The following is a 19,254-nucleotide window of genomic DNA, read 5'->3' as shown; positions in this document are numbered from 1 at the left end:
GGGCAATCCGGGTAGGTTCACGGGAAACTCCGTAGGTGGGGCGTTACCGGCGGGTTTGTTCCCGCCCGAGTGTAACGGCCGTCCCGTTCGGGGCATGTGCCTTCCGGGCGGGGGTCACATCGGCCTATCCTCGTGGGGGGATGTGTTCGGGGGCTTGGAGGTCGGGGTGTCGCGTCGTGTCGTTGGCGTCACCTTGGACAACCTGGAGCACCTCTCCAAGCACAGTCGGACCTGCGTGTTCTGGGAGCTCGCGCCCCACCTGAAGGAGCAGGCCGAGGAATTCGGGGACACCGAGTTCGAGAAGGAGGCCTGGGTCTCCAGCGTGCTGTTGGAGTGGGGTTCCTGCGGTCGGATCATCTACCTCGACGGGATTCCCGCCGGATCCGTGTTCTACGCGCCTCCGGCGGCCGTGCCGAGGTCGTTGGCGTTCCCCACCTCCCCCGCCAGCCCCGACGCGGTGCTGATGACGGGGCTCGAGGTGTTGCCGGAGTTCCGCGGTGGCGGTCTCGGGCGGGTGTTGGTGCAGACGGTGGCCAAGGACCTCACGCGTCGCGGCGTGAAGGCGATCGAGGCGTTCGGCGACAACCGGCCGGAGGTCGACGGGCCGAGTTGCGTCACGCCGACCGACTTCCTGCTGCAGGTCGGCTTCAAGACGGTGCGCCCCCACCCCCGTTGGCCGCGGTTGCGGCTGGAGCTGCGCAGCGCGTCGTCGTGGAAGGAAGACGTGGAGGCGGCGTTGGAGCGCCTGCTCAGCTCGGTGACGGTGTCCGCCGCACCCCCGGAGCCCAGTTTCAAGCCTGTGTGAGTCCTGCGGTGACGTGCGGGTCCTTCGCCACGGGTTGACATGCAGGTAATTGCCTGCATAACGTGCCGTGTGGACAAGGTGTTCAAGGCCCTGGCCGACGAGACCCGCCGCTACCTGCTGGACCGGCTGTACGAGGAGAACGGCCAGACCCTCGGCGAGCTGTGCGCCCGACTGGGCATGACCCGGCAGTCCGTCACCCAGCACCTGGCCGTGCTGGAGGCCGCGAACCTCGTCAGCACCACCCGCCGTGGCCGGGAGAAGTTGCACTACCTCAACCCCGTGCCGCTGCACGAGGTGCAGGAGCGGTGGATCGACAAGTTCGAACGGCCGCGGTTGCGGCTGCTCAGCGACGTGAAACGACGAGCGGAGGAACCGGTGAAGCCGGAGTTCGTGTACGTGACGTACATCGAGAGCACGCCTGAGCGGGTGTGGGAGGCCCTGACGGACGCGGACGTGACGGCGCAGTACTGGGGCCACCGCAACGTCTCGGACTGGCAGGTGGGCTCGGCGTGGGCGCACCGGCGCGTGGACGGCTCGGAGGTGGACGACGTGGTGGGCCAGATCGTCGAGGCCGACCCGCCGCGCCTGCTGGTGACGACGTGGGCCGACCCGGCGGAGCCGGCCGTGACGTCGACGGTGGCGTTCCGCATCGACGCGTACGGCGAGATCGTGCGGCTGACCGTGACGCACAGCGGTCTGGCCGACGAAGCGGAGCGCGCGCAGGCGGCGTCCGGCTGGGCGGCCGTGCTGTCGAACCTGAAGTCGCTGCTGGAGACCGGGCACGTCCTGCCGGCCATCCCGTGGGAGATGCCCGCCCGCTAGAAGCGGTCGACGTCGCAGTTCTCCAGCGTGCCGGACTGCAGGAGGTCGAGCGCCTGCTCGCTGACGACGAGCTGGCCCTGGTCGGTGACGCCGAGGTCGTCCACGCCCGCCTGCCCGGTCACTTCCAGCCAGTGGAAGGTGGGCAGCTCCTTGCCCTCCAGCATCTCCTGCGCCTCGTCGGAGAGGGTCACCGTGGCGCGGCGGATGCGGAACGCGTCCAGGCCGCTGTCGACCAGCGTGTCGGCCAGGTCGTCGGTGACCAGGTAGACGGGGAACGCCTCGATCAGGTCGTCGCCGGCCCAGTCGGTGATCTCGTAGTGCACCGCCTCGATGCGCGGCGGGTGGGCCGCGGCGTCGATCACGGTTCCTTCGCCCAACGCGCCGGCGACCTCGGGTTCGAGGCGGTAGAACTCCATCGTGCTCCTCACCGGCGGGCCGGCCAATAAGATCGACTCGTGGACGTGGGTGTCGAGATCCAGGGCAAAGTACTCGCGATCATCGAGGGCTCGCGGGACTTCGTGAAGATTCGCACACTGCTCGACGGGTGGCAGGCCGAGGGCATCCCGGCCGAGCAGCTGGTCGACGAGCTGACCGACCTGATGCTGGACCTGCGCGCCCAGAACCGGGCGGACGACGAGGACGCCGTGGCCGAGGTGCTGGACGTGCTCACGGGCTGGTAGACGCCCTACTCGGTCGCCTTCGGGTGGCCCGTGCTCGCCGTCACGACCCGGACAACGCGCTTGTCCGGGTCGGGGCAGAACCAGATCCGTCCACCGGCGGTGACCTCGTACTGCCACTGGACGAGCGTTCGCCCACCGACTTCCCTGGTGGCGAAGGCGCCCTTGAGCCTGTGGTGTCGGGCTGGGTTCTCCGGCGTGGTCGGGCGTTCGGTGAGCACGATCCACGCCTCCCAGGCGTTCGACCGGACGGCTTGGCATAGATCTTCCCAGCCCTTGGCCGCCTCGGACGTGGCGAAGCGAGCTTCCCAATGTCCGGGGCGGCCGGGCGGCGCTACCCGATCACCGCGCTTCGCGGGCACCGTCGGGGCTGGGACCTGGCCGAAATCGTCGTCCAGCGGGCCGGAGAGCCGGGCGGCGAGGGTGGGGTCCGCGTGGATGGCGGCGGTGCTCCGCCACTCCCTCACCGCCTGGGCCAACACCGACCACTCGCCGAGTTCGGCGGACGCCTGGAACGCACGGGCGAAATCCGCCACGAACTCGGACTTCTCGTTGTCCGGGAGGACATGGCAAGCGAGTGGACCCCGCAGGGTGGTCAGCGGAGCTTGCCGGTGGCCACCTCGTGCCGCAGCAGGTCGTCCATGGTGAACGTGCCGGTCGGCTGGTCGTCCTTGCCCAGCAGGTACAGGCGTTTCACCGCGACCAGGATGCCCTCGGCGACCACGTCGCGGAACGACGGGTTGGCCAGCCGCTGCCGGTCGCCCGCGTTGGTCAGGTAGCCGACCTCGACGCGGACCGCGGTGCAGCGGGTCATCCGGAGCATGTCCCACGTCTTCGGGTGCGTGCGGCAGTCGAGCATGCCGGTGCGCGCGACGATCTCGCGCTGGATGAACCCCGCCAGCGCCTCGCCGACCGTGGACGACGTGCCGTTGCCCGTCCCGAAGTGGAACGTCGCCACCCCGGACGCCAGGGGCGAGGAGTTGCGGTCGGTGTGCAGGGACAGGATCAGGTCGGCGCCCGCCTCGTTGGCGAACCGGGCCCGTTCGCCCTCGTCCGGGTTGTGGTTCGGCCCACGCGTGAGCAGGGCCTCCATGCCGGTGGCGGCCATCTTGCCCTCGAGCAGCCTGGCCAGGTCGAGCATCACGTCGGCCTCGGACACGCCGTCGACCACGACACCGCGGTCCTCGCCGCCGTGACCGGGGTCGATGATGATGCGCTTGCCGGACAGCCTCGGCCCGGCCCGGCGGACCCGCTCCTGCTCGCGCAGGAACACCGGCCGGCCGCCGCGCACCTTGGGCTGGAGCTGGCGCAGCGCGCGGACCGTGTCGGGGCCGCACATGCCGTCGACGATCAAGCCGTAATCACGTTGGAAGCTCCGCAACGCCAGCTCGGTCTGCTGACCGAACTCGCCGTTGGCCCGGCCGGCGTCGTAACCCAGCTCCAGCAGGCGCTCCTGCAGCGCGAACACGTCGTCACCGGTCACCGGCTGCGCCATGAGGAACGCGATCGGGCGGTCTCCGAGCCGGTACGTCGCGTCGCGCAGGGCGCGGTAGGTGGCGGGGCCGACGACACCGTCGGTGATGAGACCCCGCTGCTGCTGGAACGCGCGCACCGCGTGCTCGACCGGCAGGTCGAACACCTGGGACGGCTGCGGATCGGACAGCAGACCGAGCTTCGTCAGCGTTGCCCTGACCTCGGCGACGTCCGGACCGAAATCCCCGCGGCGGAGTAGCAGCATGCACCCCTCGCTCACTAAGGCGTCGACATCCGTCGACGCGAACTTGACGACCTATTGTGCCTTGCTCGCGCCGATGCCACGGACGGGGCTACTGCGAGTGGTTGCGGGTCCACAGACGAGTGACCCGTCCGCCTCCTCTGAAGACGGACGGGCCACTGGTTCGGTTGCACTCAGAGGACGTCGGACAGGTCCTTGAGCAGCGCGGCCTTCGGCTTGGCGCCGACGATCTGCTTCACCGGCTTGCCGTTCTGGAACAGGATCATCGTCGGGACCGACATGATCTGGTAGTCCCGCGCGATCGACGGGTTGGCGTCGATGTCGAGCTTCGCGATGGTGATCTTCTCGGGGTTCTCGGCGGCGATCTCCTCGAGCACCGGCGCGACCATCTTGCACGGGCCGCACCAGGTCGCCCAGAAGTCGACCAGAACCGGCTTCTCGCTGGTCAGGACGTCATCGACGAACGTCTTGGCGGAGGTGACCACGGGGGTGCCTGCCATGTCGTGTTTCTCCCTCGGAAAGGTGGGTTCAGCTGGTGGAGACGGGCTCGCCGTAGCCACCGCCCACGTGCTCGGCGGTGACGGCGGCCTCCGTGGTCCCGTGTTCGGCGAGCCAGCGCTCCGCGTCGATCGCGGCGGCGCAGCCCGACCCGGCGGCGGTGATCGCCTGGCGGTAGGTGTGGTCGACGAGGTCGCCCGCGGCGAACACGCCGTCCACGTTCGTGTGAGTCGTGCGGCCGACGACCTGGACGTAGCCCTCGCCGTCCAGCTCGACCTGGCCCTTGACCAGTTCGCTGCGGGGGTCGTGGCCGATGGCGACGAAGAAGCCCGTGAACGGGTGCTCGGTCACCTCACCGGTGCGGGTGTCGCGGGTCTTGACACCGGACACGGAGCCCGCCGCCTGGCCCAGCACCTCGACGACCTCGGCGTTGAGCAGCCACTTGATCTTCTCGTTGCTCCGCGCGCGCTCCAGCATGATCTTGGAGGCGCGGAACTCCTCGCGGCGGTGGATGATCGTGACGGTCCGGGCGAACTTGGTGAGGAACGTCGCCTCCTCCATCGCCGAGTCACCGCCGCCGATCACCGCGATGTCCTGGTCGCGGAAGAAGAAGCCGTCGCACGTGGCGCAGGCCGACACACCGCGGCCGAGCAGCTCCTGCTCACCGGGAACGTGCAGGTAGCGCGCCGCGGCGCCCATGGCGAGGATCACCGAACGGGCGGCGTACCGCTTGCCGTTCGCGGTGACGTACTTCACCGGGCCGTCGAGCTCGACCTGCTCGACGTCCTCCGCGCGCAGCTCGGCGCCGAAGCGCTTGGCCTGCTCGCGCATCTGCTCCATGAGGTCGGGGCCCATGATGCCGTCGCGGAAACCGGGGTAGTTCTCGACTTCGGTCGTGGTCATCAGCGCGCCGCCGTACTGCGAGCCCTCGAACACCAGCGGTTCGAGCTGGGCACGCGCCGCGTAGACCGCCGCGGTGTACCCGGCGGGCCCCGATCCCACGACGATCAGGTTCCGAACGTCCGACACCCTCGACCTCCGTTAGTCACTCCCGGGCCCGGATCACCCGGCCCGGCACTTGGCACAACGGATCGTAGGGTGCGGTAATTCCGCACCGTCGAGGTGAGTTGGGCTACGCGGCCCCGCTACGGCTCGATCGTGCTGTTCGCCAGGACGCCGTCGGGGTTGTCCGGGCCGCAGGTCTGGGGGTCGACCACCACGATCCGGTACGCGCCGGGGGCGCCGGCGGGCAGGATCGCCATCACGGCGGGCTTGTCGTCCAGCGTGATGGGGCTGACCCCGAGCGGCTTGCCCGCGGTGATGTTCGCCCCGCGCAGGCAGTCGGCCAGCTGGTCCTGGTTCTCCAGCGGTCCGTAGTTCTGCGCCTTGAGCACGTCGCCGAACACCGGGCCGAAGTTCTCGCCGCGCACGGCGGGCATCCGGTCGGTGCTGCCGGGCGGCACGGCGCTGCCCGTGACCGGCGCGTTCGTGGTCTTGTCCTCCTGCGCCACGTTGTCACCGGCGGTGTTGTCCCGGGGGATCGCCACCACGGCGACGCCGACGGCCACCGCGGCCGCCGCGAGCAGCCCCGCACCCCAGCCGAGGCGCTTGGCGCGACGGGCCTTGGCCTGCGCGAAGTCGACCACCGGCGCGACCGGGCGCGCTTCCTCGGCGAGGGCCGCGTCGATCCGCTCGGCCACGTGGCGCGGCATGGGGATGGGCGGCAGGTTGTGCAGGTCGTCGAGCGTCGCGTCGAGGGCGGCGAGGATCTCGCGGGCCTCGGGGTCGTTCTCGACCAGTGGCCGCAACTCGGCCTCGGTCCGCGGGTCCAGAGCCCCCGCGTGCAGATCAGCCAGCAGGTCGACGGACCACGGCGGCCCTGAACGCCGCGCATTGCCGGTCATCGTTCCTCCAACTGACGTCCCTGTTGCACCTGCACATCGTTCAGTGGGACGTTCGCATCTGCACTCTGGTTCCGGAGGTGTCCCAGAACTTTGGCGAGCTTGGCCCGCCCGCGGGCGCACCTCGACTTCACCGTGCCCTCCGCGATGCCCAGCAGCTGCGCCGTTTCGGCCACCGAGTAGCCCTCCACGTCGACCAGCACGATCGGGGCGCGCTGCTCTTCCGGCAGCTCGTTGAGGGCGGCCTGGACGACCAGGCGGGTCTCGCGCTCGGCCATCGCGTCCCTGGGCGCCACCGGCTCACCGGGGCCGGCCTCGGGCAGGGGGACGGTCGGCCTGGTTTGTCGCCTGCGCATCCGGTCCAGGCAGGCGTTGACGACTATTCGGTGCAGCCAGGTCGTGACCTGGGACTCGGCCCGGAAGCTCGCGGCGGCGCGGAAGGCCGAGATGAACGCCTCCTGCAACGCGTCCGCGGCCTCTTCCGGGTCGCGCAGCGTGCGCAGCGCGACGGCCCACATGCGGTCCCGGTGCCTGCGCACGAGTTCGGAGAAGGCGTGCGGATCACCCGCGGCGTGCGCCGTGATGAGGTCTGCGTCCGAGCTGGCTGCGGCGGTCACGCGCGGAGCCTATCGGGCCTGGGCAACCCCGCTCCGATCACCTGCACGGGCGAGTGCCTCGGGCACCGGCACTCGCCCGCCGCGACCGCGCGTCACAACTTCACCCATTCGACGAGCTGGACGACGACGCCGTTCGGGTCGGTCACCTGGAACAGGCGCTCACCCCACGGTTCCTCGCGCAGCGGCATGGTGATCCCGACGCCCGCCGCGCGGAGCCGGTCGTGCTCCGCGGCCAGGTCGGTGACCGTGAAGGCGACGATCAGCCCGGCGGCGTGCTGGTCGCGGAAGCCCTCGGGCAGCACCTCGGTGCCGCGGCGCAGCAGGACGAGGTCGACCGCGTCGTCGTGGGCCAGCGACGCGAACCCGTCGGCGGCCATCTGCCGGGCGTAGCCGAAGTGGGTGGTGAAGAAGTCGCTGGACGCGGTGACGTCGTCGACGTTCAGCGACAGCGTGGACTTGGTGATCAAGCGGGTCTCCTCGGTGTTCGTGCGTGGGTCAGTACGAGCGGCGGCGCGGCACACCCTGTGCCCGCGTCGGCCTGGTCGGTTGCTGCTTGCCGCCGAACGGCTGGTGGTTGATCCGGACGGGGCGGCGGCCCTGGTGCTCTCGTCGCAAGGTGTCTCCTCCGTTGTGCTTGCTACGAGAGTAATTATAGTCCGGTAGTACGAAACGTCAAGGAGAAGTTTGCCCTCGACGTAAAACTCTGCCAGGCTAAGCCCATGACCAGCACCAATACCGGCCTGCGCGAGCAGAAGAAGCAGGAGACCCGGCAGGCGATCTCCGACCACGCCACCCGGCTGTTCATCGAGCGGGGGTTCGAGGAGACGACGATCGCCGACATCGCCGACGCCGCGCGGGTGGCCAAGAAGACCGTCACCAACTACTTCGCGCGCAAGGAGGACCTGGCCCTCGACCAGCACGAGGAGTTCACCGCCGGCCTCGCCCGCACGGTCGTCGAACGCGCGGTCGGCGAGTCGGCGCTGGCCGCGCTGCGCGCCGCGTTCCTGCGGGCCGCGGCCCGGCACGACCCGGTGATCGGGTTCTCCGGCCTGCCGTTCGCCCGGATGATCGTCGACAGCCCCACCCTCACCGCGCGCCTGCGCGAACTGCACGAGGCCCGCGAGGAGGCGCTGGCCACCGCTCTCGCCGAGGCCACCGGCGCCGAGCCCGACGACATCACGCCGAGGGCCGCCGCCACCCAACTGGGCGGCGCGAACCGGCTGCTGTTCGGTGAAGTGCTCCGGCTGACCGTCGAGGGGCACGACAACGACCACATCGCGGCCGCCGTGACGCGGTCCGCACGGCGCGTCTTCGACCTGCTGGAACCGGCGCTGGGCGACTACGCGACCCGCGCCTGAGGGCTACTGCGCGCGGGTGTAGACGAGTTCCGCGATCTCGGAGCGGTTGTTCTTGCCGCTGCCCGAGAGCTTCGTGATCCACACCAGCAGGTGCTGGGTCGGGTCGTGGTCGGTCAGCTGGATCTGGGTCTGCCCGGCCGACAGGGTCGCGGTCGCGATGACCTTCGTCTCCGGCAGCGGCGCGCCGGGCGCGCCCGCGACGCGGATCTCCACCACCGTGCCCTCGCTCGGCGACGTGATCGTCACCGACGACAGCTTCACCGGCTCGGCGAAGCCCGCCATCAGCCCGATGCCCGGCTTCAGCGCGGGGAACGGCTGGAAGTAGTTCTCCGTCTGCCACACCGTGGTCGGGTTGTTGTCGACCGCGCGGTTGGCCCGGTTGGCGTTGTCGGGCTGGTTGGTCACGTCGTACACGCCGACGGACGCGGGCTGCACGGGACCGGCCGGCTGCGGCGCGGGCGGCGCGGGCTGGCCGCTCTGCCCCGGCGGGGTGGACTGGCCGATCACCACGGTCGGCCCGCCGCCGCCGGTCGGCTCGTCGCTGAAGAAGCTCACGATCTGCACGCCCAGCCAGACGATCACGGCCAGCGTCGCGACCGCGAGCACGGCCACGCTGATCATCAGCTTCCGCTTGTGGTCCTTGTCGCGGACCGGCCGTTGCGTGGTCCACACCGCGCCGTCGTCCGCCGCGTCCTCCTGCACCGGCTGGATCAGCGCGGTCTGCGCCTCCGACTGGGCGATCTGGTCGAGCACCTGCAGGATCGCCGCGCTGGTCCGGATGCCGCCGACGCTGGTGTCCTCCAGGCTGCGCACGGCGACCGACGACAGCTCGTGCGGCACGTACGGGTGCAGCGCGCTCGGCGCGAGCACGGAGCCGTCCGGACCCGTCGGCGCGACGGGCACGCCGTCCGGGCCGTTCGGCAGCGCCCACTTGCCGGTGAGCAGCAGGTAGAGGATCGCGCCGAGGCCCTTGACGTCGTCACGGGCGATCGCGTCCGGCCGGGGTCCGGGGAACGCGAGCCGCAGCCTGCCGTCCGCCGTCACCCGGATGCGCTGCGGGTGGTCCGCGCCGAGCACGAGACCGGCGTGGTGCGCGCCCTCGATCGCCGCGCCCAGCGGCTCCAGCAGCCGCGTCGCGGCGCCGGCGGGCAGCGGGCCCTCGGCGATCAGGTCCAGCAGGTCGGTGCCCTGGGTCCACTCGGCCACGATCACGCCGAGGATGCCCTCGTCGGGCCTGATGCCGGCACCGGGCGTCAACACGTCGATCACCCGGGACACACCCGGGTGGGTGAAGCTGGCGGCGTGCATCGCGCGTTCGGCGGTCCGCTTGGCCCGCGCCGCGGCGGCGTGGTCGGCCGGGTCGCCCACCAGGACGGTCAGCGCCACGTCCCGGTTGAGCTGCCCGTCCCTGGCCCGCCACAGGTGCGCGTCGCACCGCCGGTCCACACCGGACCGGGCCAGCAGCCGGTACCGGCCGTCGCCGATCACCCCGCCGGGCACCAGCGAGGCGTTCTGGATCGGACCGCTGCTCACGGGGCCGAGGGTACGTGACCGCGTGGTGTCACAGGTGTCATCGGCGACCCACCAAACGACTGATCTTGGCGATCGCGGGCTTCACTTCGGGTACCCGGAACAGGGCCAGCAGCAGGAAGCTCAACGGCAGCCCGACGACCGTCTGGATCACCACTTCGACCCAGGCACCCGTCACGCGGGACTCGATTCCCACCACCCGGACGGCGAGCCACGCGAGCCCGGTCGCTGCTCCGAACGCGATGGCGGACGCCACGACCGTGAGGCAGATCGTCCACGCTGTGTAACCGGTGCGCAGCCGACCGAGCCTCAGCCGCAGCCACAACTGCCCGACCAGGGCGCCCACGACGAAGCTCAGCGACATCGCGATCGACACGCCGACCGCCAGCTTGTCCGGCGGCGAGATCGCCAGGAACCCGTACAGCAGCCCGATCCGCACCACCACGATGATCCCCTGGATGAGCGTGGGCGTCCGGGCGTCCTTCAACGCGTAGAAGACCCGCAGCTGCAGCAACGTGATCGCGTAGGGCACCAGCCCGAACGCCGACAGCGCGAGCGCCGTGCCGATCGCCTCGCCGCCACCGACGCCGGACCGGCCGTGCGCGAACAGCGCCAGGCCGATCGACACGCCGGACACCGTCATCAACGCGCTGAACGGCATCAGCAGGATCGACGACATCCGGTTGCCGAACGCCAGGTCGCCGACCAGCGCGCCGGTGTCGTGCGCCGCCGCCGCGCGGCTCATCTTCGGCATCAACGCGGTCAGCAGCGACACGCCGAGCACCCCGTAGGGCACCTGGGCGATCAACCACTGCATGTTGTAGACCGTGATGGCGCCGTCGTGGTGCGTGGCGACCTTCGTCAGCACCACCATGCTGGCGAAGCCGAGCGCCACGTACAGCAGCACCCAGAACGCCAGTCCGCCGAACTCCGACAGCCGCCGGTCCCAGCCCCACCGCCACCGGAACCGGAACCCGGTCCGGCGCAGCGCGGGCACCAGCACCGACGCCTGCAGCGCCACGCCGAGCATCGTGCCCAGGCCCAGGACCAGCAGCTTCGGCTCGCCCATCCGCACCGGGTCCAGCGAGATCTCGCCCGGCATCAGCCAGTAGACGACCAGCGTGAGGATCACCACGAGGTTGTTCAGCACCGGCGCCCACGTGGGCAGGCCGAACACGTGCCGGGTGTTGAGCACCGCGCCGATCAGCGCGGACAGCCCGTAGAACACGATGCCCGGCAGCACCAGGTACGCGAACGCGGTGACCAGCTCGGGCTTGGCCGTGGGCGAGTCGATGAACAGCGCGGTCAGCAGCGGCGCGCAGGCGACCGCGATGATCGTGCCGACGCCGAGGATCACCGCGGACATCGTGATCATCCACTGCGCGTAGGACTCGCCGCGGTCGCCGTCCTCCTTCTCTGCGCGCACCAGCAGCGGGATCGCCACGCTGGTCAGCACACCGCCGAGCAGCAGCTCGTTGATCATCGTGGGCAGCGTGGTGGCGACCTGGTAGGAGTCGTTGAGCGCGTCGACGCCGAGGATCGTGATCAGCAGCAGCTTGGACAGCAGTCCGGAGGCGCGGCTGACGATCGTGGCGATGGCCATCGAGCCGCCGGCGCGCGCCAGCGACGGGCCCTGCGGCTGCTCCTGCGTCACCGTGGTTGTTCCGCTCAACTCGTGCTCGACCTCTCCGGCGGCGTGACCCCACTCGCGTCGTTCGGCACCTGCGCGGAGGCGGCCCGGGCGGCGCGCACCCGACGGTAGATGCGCCTGGCGGACAGCAGCACCAGCGCGGCGCCCGCCAGGCCCGTGATGACGACCGTGATCGTCCCGTACGCCGAGGACGACACCTCGAGCCGAGCCCGTTCGCCCAGCTCGACGCCACTGGTGGTGACCAGGCGGATGTGCACCGGGAACCGCCCGGACCGCTGCACCTCCACCGGCACCCGCACTAGCCGGTCGCCGCGCGCGGGCAACTCGATGTCGGTCAGGTCCCTGGCCACGATGCCCGGTGTGTCCTCGATCACGATCCGCACGGTGACCCGCACGTCGAGCCGGTTCTTGATGGACAGCGGGATGGGGCTGTCGCCCGAGCCGAGCAGGATCGGGCTGTTCGGCTCGGTCACCGTGACCTGACCGCGCAACCCGTCGATCTGCTCACGGCCGGTCGCCAGCGCGGCCCGCGCGCCGTCCTCGTTGCCGCGCCACGCGCCCGACACCGCGCGCAGGAGCGCCAACCGCAGCGGGTCGATCAGGTCGCCCGGCTCGGCGGACGCCGCGTCCGGTTGGCTCATCGACTCCGACAGCTGGTGCAACCGGGCCCACGACTCGGCCACCGAGGCGGTCACGGACGGCGGCACCTCGCGGGCCCCGGCCTCGACCGGGTAGCTCAACGCGGCCGTCTGCTCGGGCGGCGCCGCCAGCAGGGTCTCCAGGCCGACGGGGGTCGCGAACCCGTCCGCGACCAGGGACTTCGCCGTGCGCAGCAACGTGTCGACCTCGCCGGTCGGCGCGTTCCACCGGCGTGGCGGCGCGATGACCACGTTCTGGCCGGTGCTCTGGAACCCGGCCCGGAACGTGAGCGCGGCCAGCGCGTTCTGCACCGACACCGGCCGGGTCTCGCTGGGCGTGGTCACGCCCGCGACCGGCTTGGCCGTCGCCGCGCCGTGCAGCGCGTCGGACACCATGCCGTCGACGCGCACCGCCGTGACCGGCTTGCCCTCGGCCACGTCGAACCGGACCGGTCCGGTGCCGGGGGTGCCGGCGACGGCCGACTGGTCGAGCACCAGGGACGTGACGCCCCGAGCGGTCAGGTCCGACAGCGTCGGCTGGTCGAGCACGCCGTCCTCGGGCCAGGTCAGGCCCTGCGTCGGCTGCACCCCGAGGACGTCGCGGACCACCTCGGCGCCGTTGAGCGCGAGGTCGGTGAGGCCGGTGAGCCGGGCGCGGGACAGCGCGACGAGGTCGGCGTCGGCGTCGGGCAGCGCGATCACGCACCGGCCGGCGGCCAGCAGGCGCAACCGGTCGCGCCACAGCTCGGCCGCGCTCCTGCCCTTGCCCGCGCCCTGGCCGCGCACCTCGTAGCCCTGGGTCATCGCCTCGACCGTGCGCAGCAGGTCGGGGTCGACGGCCAGGCACACGCCGGTGCCCAGCGGGCCGGTCAGCGCCGACTCGTAGGCCATGAGCAGGCCGTAGAGCCTGCCGCCCATGGCCAGCGAGCCCGCCAGCTCGTCGTCGGTGAGCACGGTCGGGTTGGCGGTGACGACGCGCGGCCGGTCGGCCAGCGGCCACAGCAGGGTGAGCTTGGCCGGGTTCGCCGGCGGGGACGGCGCCTGCCCGCCGGGCATCGCGAGCACCGGCAGCAGGGTGCTCAGCGCGGCCAGCCGGGCCCGTCCGCCGTAGGCCGGGACGCCGTTGATGTTCGCCAGGATCGGGTAGATGCCGGGTTCGGTGATGCGCAGCGAGGTCGGGTCCGTGCCGCGCAGGGGCACGGTGAGCTGGAACGGCTTCGACTCGTTCTGCTCGAGGCGGTCGGTGACGGGGGTGAAGTTCGGCTGGACGAACTCGGCGTCGGTCGGCTCGCGCAGCGCCTCGCGGACCTCGTCCTCGCCGGTCAGCGGCTGACCGCGTTCCAGGCGCAGCTCGATGTCCTCGATCGGCCGGTCGCCGACGTTGACCACCTTGCCGGAGATCGTGATCGAGTCCGGCCCGTCCGCGGTGATCACGCGGGGGGTCATCTCCTCGACGTCCAGGCGCAGCCACACCTGCGACTGCTGGCCCGGTTGGCTGGACAGCGCCATGGTCGCCCACACCTGCGTGGCGGGCGCCGGTCGGACGGGCAGCCTCCCGCTGTCGGTGGGCGCGGCGGGCGCCGCGGACGCCGTGGTCACGAGGAGGACCCCCGCCGCCGCCAGTGCGGACAGCAGCCGTTTCACGCGGACTCCGCTCCGTCCGTCTGGTACTCGGAGAGCAGTTCGGCGGCTCGGCGCACGAGTCGACGCTCGTCCGCGTAGGCGAGCCGGTCGTCCAGCTCGCCAAGGGGCACCCACGCCACCTCGGTGACCTCCACGTCTTCGTCGGAAAGCTCGCCGCCCAGCGCTTCCAGGAGGAAGTGGTGGACGGTCTTGTGCACCCGCCGGTCCTCGGCGACGAACCAGTAGTCGATCGAGCCGAGCGGGCGCAGGACCTTGCTATGAATACCGGTCTCCTCGGCGACCTCGCGCACCGCGGTCTGTTCCGCGGTCTCACCGGCCTCGATGTGACCCTTCGGCAACGACCACAACAGCCTGCCGCGCCGGTCGAGCCGCCCGATGATCGCGGCGACGTGCTGCTCGAAGTCCAGCACCAGTCCTCCCGCCGAGGTCTCGTCGACGGTCCTCAGCCGCCGACCCCGACGCCGGTTCCGGCGCCTCGGCTTGGGACCGCCGGAGCGACCGGACGACTGGGGCATGCCCTGATGGTAGTGGCGACCAGCGGGTACCGGACGTGACCGCCCGGTGGCGGGTGGTGATCAACTCCTCGCCAGACTCGTTCGAGCAGGACCACGCCGACCAGTAGGCTGGCTCTTCGTGTCCGGACCCATCGCCTCCACCACCACTTCTCCTGGGCAGGACAATGCCGTGGTGGAACTGCTGAGCTCGCTCCCCGTCGCCGACGACCTGGCCGCCCGCTTCGCCGCGGCCGGTCATCGCCTGTACCTGGTGGGCGGCAGCGTGCGGGACGCCATGCTCGGCCGGTTGTCCGGCGACCTCGACTTCACCACCGACGCCCGGCCGCCGCAGATCATGGCGCTGCTCAAGGGCTGGGCGGACGCGATCTGGGACACCGGCATCGCGTTCGGCACGGTCGGCGCGACCAAGCACGGGCAGACCGTCGAGGTCACCACGTTCCGCGCGGACAGCTACGACGGCGTCACCCGCAACCCCGAGGTGACCTTCGGCGACAGCATCGAGGGCGACCTGGTGCGCCGCGACTTCACCGTCAACGCGATGGCCTACGACGTGGTGAACCGGCAGCTCATCGACCCGACCGGCGGGCGCGACGCGCTGCGGGCCAAGACCCTGGACACCCCCGCGACGCCCCAGGAGTCGTTCTCCGACGACCCGCTGCGGATGCTGCGCGCGGCCCGGTTCGTGTCCCAGCTGGGCTTCACCGTCGCGCCACGCGTGCTCGACGCCATGGCGGCGATGGCCGGTGAGCTGACCCGCATCACCGCCGAACGCGTCCAGGTCGAGGTGTCCAAGCTGCTCACGGGCGCGCACCCGCGGGCGGGCGTCGAGCTGATGGTCGACGCGAAGCTCGCCGACGTGGTGCTGCCCGAGCTGCCCGCGATGAAGCTGGAGATCGACGAGCACCACCAGCACAAGGACGTGTTCCACCACTCGCTGGTCGTGCTCGACCAGGCCATCGACCTGGAGGACGGGCCGGAGCCGGACCTCGTGCTGCGGCTGGCCGCGTTGCTGCACGACATCGGCAAGCCGGACACCCGGCGGTTCGAGGAGGGCGGCGGTGTGTCGTTCCACCACCACGAGGTGGTCGGCGCGAAGATGGTCCGCAAGCGTTTGCGCGCCCTGAAGTACTCGAAGGAGATCGTCGAGGACGTCGCCCAGCTCGTGTACCTCCACCTGCGGTTCCACGGCTACGGCAGCGGCGAGTGGACCGACTCGGCGGTGCGCCGGTACGTCACCGACGCCGAGCACCTGCTCCCCCGCCTGCACAAGCTGGTCCGCGCCGACTGCACCACGCGCAACCGGCGCAAGGCCAACGCGCTGCAGCGGACGTACGACGACCTGGAGCGCCGCATCGAGCGGATCGCCGCCGAGGAGGACCTCAAGCGGGTCCGGCCGGACCTCGACGGCAACGAGATCATGCGGCTGCTGGGCCTGCCACCGGGGCCGGTGGTCGGCAAGGCGTGGAAGTTCCTCAAGGAGTTGCGCCTGGACCGCGGCCCGCTGGACCACGACGAGGCGGTCGCGGAGCTGCTCGAGTGGGCGCGCGCGGAGGGTGTCCAGCCCCCTGGTGACTAGCACCAAGTGACCAATCTCGTGCTGTGGCCTTGGCCAGTGACAGCCTGTTGCGGGACCATGACTGTGTGCGTCAGACGCGCACTGGGGGTGGTGTCGTATGAACGCTTGGGGATTGTCCGAGGGGGGCACCCGGGCACAACAGGGGTTGGACGAGCTGTCCGACCGGCAGCGGGCCGTGCTCCGCTGCCTGGCCAGGGGGCTCGCGGACCACGAGATAGCGCGGGTGCTGGCGCTGAGCCAGCACCAGGTGGGGGCGGTGGTGTCGGAGATCCTTCGCGCGTTGAACCTGCGTGATCGGATGGCGGCGGTGGTCTACGCCCACGAGACGGGCATCATCAGATTGCCGCTGCCCCGGTGAACTGCCGCAGCTCCGCAGACCGCGGCGCGGTCGCCCGGAAGTCGACCGTCCGCGGGCGGGGCGGTGGTCAGTGGGTGGCGGCCGTCGTTGATCGCTTGACCAACAACAAGTAGCTGAGCAGACCGAGCAGGTAGGACACCGTCGCGGCGACCACGAGGCCCGGTGACCGACCGTCCAAGGGCACGACGGCCGCCGCGGCGGTGACGGCTGCCACCTGCGTGACGTTGAACAACGTGTCGTACAGGGCGAACACCCGGCCGCGGACCTCGTCGCCGATGTCGCCCTGCACGGCGGCGTCCACGCAGAGCTTCACCACCTGGCCCGCGAACGTGAGCACGAACGACGCGGCCAGGATGGTCGGCAGCAGCATGGGCAGGCCGAGGCCGAGCTGCGTGGCGGCGGCCAGCACGAGCGCGCCGCAGACCGTGCCGCGCCGGCCGAGCACGTCGACCACCCGGTCGGTCACGAGTCCCGCCAGCAGGATGCCCGCGCCACCGGCGACGGCGACCTCGCCGAGCCCCGCCATGCCCGCCTTGAGCGGGCCGTAGTCGGTGAACGAGTTGCGCATCAGCAGCAGCGTGAGCAGCAGCGACGCGCCGAACGCGAGCCGGTGCGCGAGCAGCGCCACGAGGGCGGCGGCGACGCTGGGCGCCCGCCACGCGGCCCGTGCGCCGTCCAGCAGGCCCAGGGCGACCGCGGTGACCGTCCGGCTGGGCTCGTCCACCTCGTCGGGTCCGAGCGCGCCACGCGCGAAGCGGGAGGCCAGGAAGGCGGCCCCGAGCGAGCCCGCGACGGCGAACGTCGTGGTCCACGCCGAGCCGCCGTCACCGGAGCCGAGCACCGACCGCAACCCCACCGCGCAGCCCGCCCCGAGCACCGCGGTCAACGCGCCCAGCGTGGTGACGAACGCGTTCGCCTCCACCAGGTGGTCGCCGTCCACCACGTGCGGCAGGGACGCGGACAGGCCGGAGCCGACGAACCGGCTCACCCCGGTGACGAACAGCGCCGAGGCGTACAGCGGCACGCCGGCGAGCCCGAGCCCGACAGCCGCCGCGGTGAGCAGGATGAACACGGCACGGGTGAGGTTCGCCACGACCAGCACCCGGCGGCGGTCCCACCGGTCGAGCAGGGCGCCCGCGAACGGGCCGACGACCGAGTACGGGAGCAGCAGCACGGCGAACCCGGCCGCGACGGCGAGCGGGTCGGCGTGGCGCTCGGGGTTGAACAGGACCGCGCCGGCGAGGCCCGCCTGGAAGAGGCCGTCGCCCCACTGGGCGGCCAGCCGCGAGGCCAGCAACCTGCGGAAGTCCGCCAGCGCGAGGAGTCTCCGGACACCGAGGTGGTGCTTCGCCGCGGTGGTGCCGGCAGTGGTCACGGTGATGAGCCTATGCCTCCGGACCTCCGAACCACGAAGGCCGGACCCGCGTGGGGTCCGGCCTCCCTGGCGCCAGGCGCCCGGTCGCCTCTCGGCGGGTGGCACTACGCGGCTCCAGCCGGACGGTATTCCGCGTAGGCGTTTCAGTGGGCCCGGGGGACTCGATGGCGCCTGACGTTCACTACAACGAACACGGTAACCCGGATGTTCCGCCGACGACGTGCCCGCCGCGTCCGCGCGGTGTGCGCTGGGTCGCCTGGACCGCGGCCGTCGTCTGGGATCATGCGTGGTGTGCGCCCTGATGCCGACGTCGAACCGGGTTCTCTGCTGGTCGCGGCACCGACTCTGATCGACCCCAACTTCCGCCGGACGGTGGTCTACGTCATCGACCACCGGGACGAAGGCAGCCTCGGCGTGGTGCTGAACCGCCCGAGCGAGGTCGCCGTCCACGACGTGCTGCCCGCGTGGGGACCGCACGTGAGCAGGCCGCAGGCCGTCTACATCGGCGGGCCGGTGGAGCAGAAGACGGCGCTGTGCCTGGCCGCGCTGCGCACCGGCGAGGACCTGGCGTCACTCGACGGCGTGGTCGGCGTGCACGGACCGGTGGCACTGGTCGACCTGGACGCCGACCCGGACGTGCTGGTGGCGAAGGTGCGCGGGATGCGCGTGTTCGCCGGCTACTCCGGCTGGGGAGAGGGCCAGCTGGGCAACGAGGTCGCGCGCGGCGACTGGATCGTCGTGAAGGGCCTGCCCGACGACGTGCTCACGCCGCCGAACGTCGACCTGTGGGGACGGGTGCTGCGCCGTCAGGGCATGCCGACGGCGCTGATGGCGACGTTCCCGACGGACATCCGCCGGAACTAGGGCCGTGAACTAGGCGCGGGTCAGGACGCTGCAGCCGCCACCACCGCACGCGCAGCCGCCGCAACCGGCGGGGGCCGCCGGCTCGGGCACGGCCTCGGCGGCCCGGTGGCCGAGCACGCCGCCCGCGCTCGCGACCACGACGCTGCCGATCAGCCCGACCAGGCCGATGACCAGCGCCAACGCCGGGTTCACGGCCGCCGCGAAGGCCGCCGCGAGGGCGATCGCGCCCGCGGTCGCGGTCGGCACGCCGGCGATCTTGTTGGCCAGCGCGAACGTCTCGTCGTCGCGCAGCGTGGCCTTGGTGCGCACACCGAAGAAGCGGTTGCGCCGCAGTCGGCCACGCACGCCGAGCAAGCCGACGGTCGCGAACGCGACACCGATCAGACCCAGCACCACAGGCAGCACGATGTTCACCCTGACGAGGGTAGGCCGGGCCTCCGATCTTGGTCGGGCCGGCCCCGGGTTCGCCCGGTCGTGGCCGCACGGGTGATCCGGCCGGTCGGCGAGCCGGGTGGTTCAGCCTGCGCAACGCGCTTGCGCTGCGCTGATACCGTTGACGACATGAGCAAGGCCCGCCTGCTCCTCAGCTAGCCGCGCAGACCCCGTCAGCCGGGTCCGCGCGCAACCCCTCATGCCCTTCCGGGCTGGGGGGTTTCGTCGTGTCAGGGGCAGGTACCGATGGAGAGGGAC

At 71.5% G+C, this 19,254-nt stretch carries 21 protein-coding genes; 7 read left to right on the top strand and 14 right to left on the bottom strand.

Annotated elements, in window-relative coordinates; genetic code table 11:
• Window positions 1-166: 166 nt before the first annotated feature.
• Window positions 167-805, top strand: a complete 639-nt coding sequence (locus AB0H12_RS12765) for a GNAT family N-acetyltransferase (RefSeq protein WP_499622943.1) — start codon at window positions 167-169, stop codon at window positions 803-805.
• A 69-nt stretch (window positions 806-874) separates the two neighbouring features.
• Complete coding sequence (locus AB0H12_RS12760; RefSeq protein WP_499622941.1) at window positions 875-1,627, top strand: ArsR/SmtB family transcription factor; 753 nt, start codon at window positions 875-877, stop codon at window positions 1,625-1,627.
• On the opposite strand, the gene AB0H12_RS12755 is transcribed toward AB0H12_RS12760, so the two are convergent.
• Window positions 1,624-2,043 carry a hypothetical protein gene (locus AB0H12_RS12755; RefSeq protein WP_499622939.1) on the bottom strand — a complete coding sequence of 140 codons (420 nt, stop codon included), beginning with the start codon at window positions 2,041-2,043 and terminating at the stop codon, window positions 1,624-1,626. The two genes, AB0H12_RS12760 and AB0H12_RS12755, sit on opposite strands and share 4 nt — an antisense overlap.
• A gap of 39 nt (window positions 2,044-2,082) precedes the next feature.
• Here AB0H12_RS12755 and AB0H12_RS12750 point away from each other — a divergent pair, with 39 nt between their 5' ends.
• Window positions 2,083-2,307 carry a hypothetical protein gene (locus AB0H12_RS12750; RefSeq protein WP_230569500.1) on the top strand — a complete coding sequence of 75 codons (225 nt, stop codon included), beginning with the start codon at window positions 2,083-2,085 and terminating at the stop codon, window positions 2,305-2,307.
• A 5-nt stretch (window positions 2,308-2,312) separates the two neighbouring features.
• Here the strand turns inward: AB0H12_RS12750 and AB0H12_RS12745 are convergent, their stop codons facing one another.
• From AB0H12_RS12745 to AB0H12_RS12715, 7 genes are all read right to left on the bottom strand, one after another.
• Window positions 2,313-2,840: a hypothetical protein gene (locus tag AB0H12_RS12745; protein ID WP_499622938.1), complete on the bottom strand. Its 528-nt coding sequence runs from the start codon at window positions 2,838-2,840 to the stop codon at window positions 2,313-2,315.
• A 59-nt stretch (window positions 2,841-2,899) separates the two neighbouring features.
• On the bottom strand, window positions 2,900-4,042 hold the full coding sequence (locus tag AB0H12_RS12740; RefSeq protein WP_499622936.1) for an N-acetylmuramoyl-L-alanine amidase: 1,143 nt from the start codon (window positions 4,040-4,042) through the stop codon (window positions 2,900-2,902).
• Between the two features lie 170 nt (window positions 4,043-4,212).
• Window positions 4,213-4,539, bottom strand: a complete 327-nt coding sequence (trxA, locus tag AB0H12_RS12735; protein ID WP_230569502.1) for a thioredoxin — start codon at window positions 4,537-4,539, stop codon at window positions 4,213-4,215.
• 28 nt (window positions 4,540-4,567) lie between these two features.
• Complete coding sequence (trxB, locus tag AB0H12_RS12730) at window positions 4,568-5,566, bottom strand: thioredoxin-disulfide reductase (RefSeq protein WP_499622934.1); 999 nt, start codon at window positions 5,564-5,566, stop codon at window positions 4,568-4,570.
• Window positions 5,567-5,682: 116 nt separating this feature from the next.
• The gene (locus tag AB0H12_RS12725) at window positions 5,683-6,441 is read right to left on the bottom strand and encodes an RsmA family anti-sigma factor (protein ID WP_499622933.1); all 759 of its coding nucleotides are present in this window, start codon (window positions 6,439-6,441) and stop codon (window positions 5,683-5,685) included.
• On the bottom strand, window positions 6,438-7,055 hold the full coding sequence (sigM, locus tag AB0H12_RS12720) for an RNA polymerase sigma factor SigM (RefSeq protein ID WP_230569505.1): 618 nt from the start codon (window positions 7,053-7,055) through the stop codon (window positions 6,438-6,440). The genes AB0H12_RS12725 and sigM overlap by 4 nt, the downstream gene beginning before the upstream one ends.
• 92 nt (window positions 7,056-7,147) lie before the next feature.
• The gene (locus AB0H12_RS12715; RefSeq protein ID WP_499622931.1) at window positions 7,148-7,522 is read right to left on the bottom strand and encodes a VOC family protein; all 375 of its coding nucleotides are present in this window, start codon (window positions 7,520-7,522) and stop codon (window positions 7,148-7,150) included.
• 252 nt (window positions 7,523-7,774) lie between these two features.
• Here AB0H12_RS12715 and AB0H12_RS12710 point away from each other — a divergent pair, with 252 nt between their 5' ends.
• Window positions 7,775-8,413, top strand: a complete 639-nt coding sequence (locus AB0H12_RS12710) for a TetR/AcrR family transcriptional regulator (protein WP_499622930.1) — start codon at window positions 7,775-7,777, stop codon at window positions 8,411-8,413.
• A gap of 3 nt (window positions 8,414-8,416) precedes the next feature.
• Here the strand turns inward: AB0H12_RS12710 and AB0H12_RS12705 are convergent, their stop codons facing one another.
• From AB0H12_RS12705 to AB0H12_RS12690, 4 genes are read right to left on the bottom strand one after another with little or no spacing between them, the layout of a single operon-like run.
• A complete protein-coding gene (locus AB0H12_RS12705) occupies window positions 8,417-9,946 on the bottom strand; it encodes a protein kinase family protein (protein WP_499622928.1) in 1,530 nt (509 codons plus the stop codon).
• A 37-nt stretch (window positions 9,947-9,983) separates the two neighbouring features.
• Entirely contained in the window at window positions 9,984-11,597 is a 1,614-nt protein-coding gene (gene murJ, locus AB0H12_RS12700) for a murein biosynthesis integral membrane protein MurJ (RefSeq protein WP_499622926.1), read from the bottom strand.
• 14 nt (window positions 11,598-11,611) lie between these two features.
• A complete protein-coding gene (locus AB0H12_RS12695) occupies window positions 11,612-13,876 on the bottom strand; it encodes a DUF6049 family protein (RefSeq protein WP_499622925.1) in 2,265 nt (754 codons plus the stop codon).
• Window positions 13,873-14,391, bottom strand: a complete 519-nt coding sequence (locus tag AB0H12_RS12690; protein ID WP_499622923.1) for an NUDIX hydrolase — start codon at window positions 14,389-14,391, stop codon at window positions 13,873-13,875. Before AB0H12_RS12690 ends, AB0H12_RS12695 begins: the two co-directional genes overlap by 4 nt.
• A gap of 118 nt (window positions 14,392-14,509) precedes the next feature.
• Between AB0H12_RS12690 and AB0H12_RS12685 the strand changes: the two genes are divergently transcribed.
• Together AB0H12_RS12685 and AB0H12_RS12680 are read left to right on the top strand one after the other, a co-directional pair.
• A complete protein-coding gene (locus tag AB0H12_RS12685; protein WP_499622921.1) occupies window positions 14,510-15,967 on the top strand; it encodes a CCA tRNA nucleotidyltransferase in 1,458 nt (485 codons plus the stop codon).
• 97 nt (window positions 15,968-16,064) lie between these two features.
• Window positions 16,065-16,325 (top strand): response regulator transcription factor, encoded by a 261-nt coding sequence (locus AB0H12_RS12680; RefSeq protein ID WP_123744844.1) that lies wholly within the window; start codon window positions 16,065-16,067, stop codon window positions 16,323-16,325.
• Window positions 16,326-16,392: 67 nt separating this feature from the next.
• Here the strand turns inward: AB0H12_RS12680 and AB0H12_RS12675 are convergent, their stop codons facing one another.
• Complete coding sequence (locus AB0H12_RS12675) at window positions 16,393-17,700, bottom strand: MFS transporter (protein ID WP_499622919.1); 1,308 nt, start codon at window positions 17,698-17,700, stop codon at window positions 16,393-16,395.
• 282 nt (window positions 17,701-17,982) lie between these two features.
• On the opposite strand from AB0H12_RS12675, the gene AB0H12_RS12670 reads away from it, so the two are divergent.
• The gene (locus AB0H12_RS12670; protein ID WP_230569513.1) at window positions 17,983-18,564 is read left to right on the top strand and encodes a YqgE/AlgH family protein; all 582 of its coding nucleotides are present in this window, start codon (window positions 17,983-17,985) and stop codon (window positions 18,562-18,564) included.
• A 9-nt stretch (window positions 18,565-18,573) separates the two neighbouring features.
• On the opposite strand, the gene AB0H12_RS12665 is transcribed toward AB0H12_RS12670, so the two are convergent.
• Window positions 18,574-18,978: an SdpI family protein gene (locus AB0H12_RS12665; RefSeq protein WP_499622917.1), complete on the bottom strand. Its 405-nt coding sequence runs from the start codon at window positions 18,976-18,978 to the stop codon at window positions 18,574-18,576.
• Window positions 18,979-19,254: the final 276 nt, after the last annotated feature.

The organism is Actinosynnema sp. NPDC023794, from assembly GCF_040639675.1.
GTDB classification, from domain to species: Bacteria; Actinomycetota; Actinomycetes; order Mycobacteriales; family Pseudonocardiaceae; genus Actinosynnema; species Actinosynnema luteola.
This window is presented reverse-complemented; position numbering and strand designations above follow the sequence as displayed.

Excerpts from the sequence above, each read along its gene's own strand:
- AB0H12_RS12755 (WP_499622939.1), bottom strand. The coding sequence starts at position 2,043 with ATGGAGTTCTACCGCCTCGAACCCGAGGTCGCCGGCGCGTTGGGCGAA.
- AB0H12_RS12740 (WP_499622936.1), bottom strand. The coding sequence starts at position 4,042 with ATGCTGCTACTCCGCCGCGGGGATTTCGGTCCGGACGTCGCCGAGGTC.
- trxA (WP_230569502.1), bottom strand. The coding sequence starts at position 4,539 with ATGGCAGGCACCCCCGTGGTCACCTCCGCCAAGACGTTCGTCGATGAC.
- AB0H12_RS12725 (WP_499622933.1), bottom strand. The coding sequence starts at position 6,441 with ATGACCGGCAATGCGCGGCGTTCAGGGCCGCCGTGGTCCGTCGACCTG.
- AB0H12_RS12710 (WP_499622930.1), top strand. The coding sequence starts at position 7,775 with ATGACCAGCACCAATACCGGCCTGCGCGAGCAGAAGAAGCAGGAGACC.
- AB0H12_RS12690 (WP_499622923.1), bottom strand. The coding sequence starts at position 14,391 with ATGCCCCAGTCGTCCGGTCGCTCCGGCGGTCCCAAGCCGAGGCGCCGG.
- AB0H12_RS12680 (WP_123744844.1), top strand. The coding sequence starts at position 16,065 with ATGAACGCTTGGGGATTGTCCGAGGGGGGCACCCGGGCACAACAGGGG.
- AB0H12_RS12670 (WP_230569513.1), top strand. The coding sequence starts at position 17,983 with ATGCGTGGTGTGCGCCCTGATGCCGACGTCGAACCGGGTTCTCTGCTG.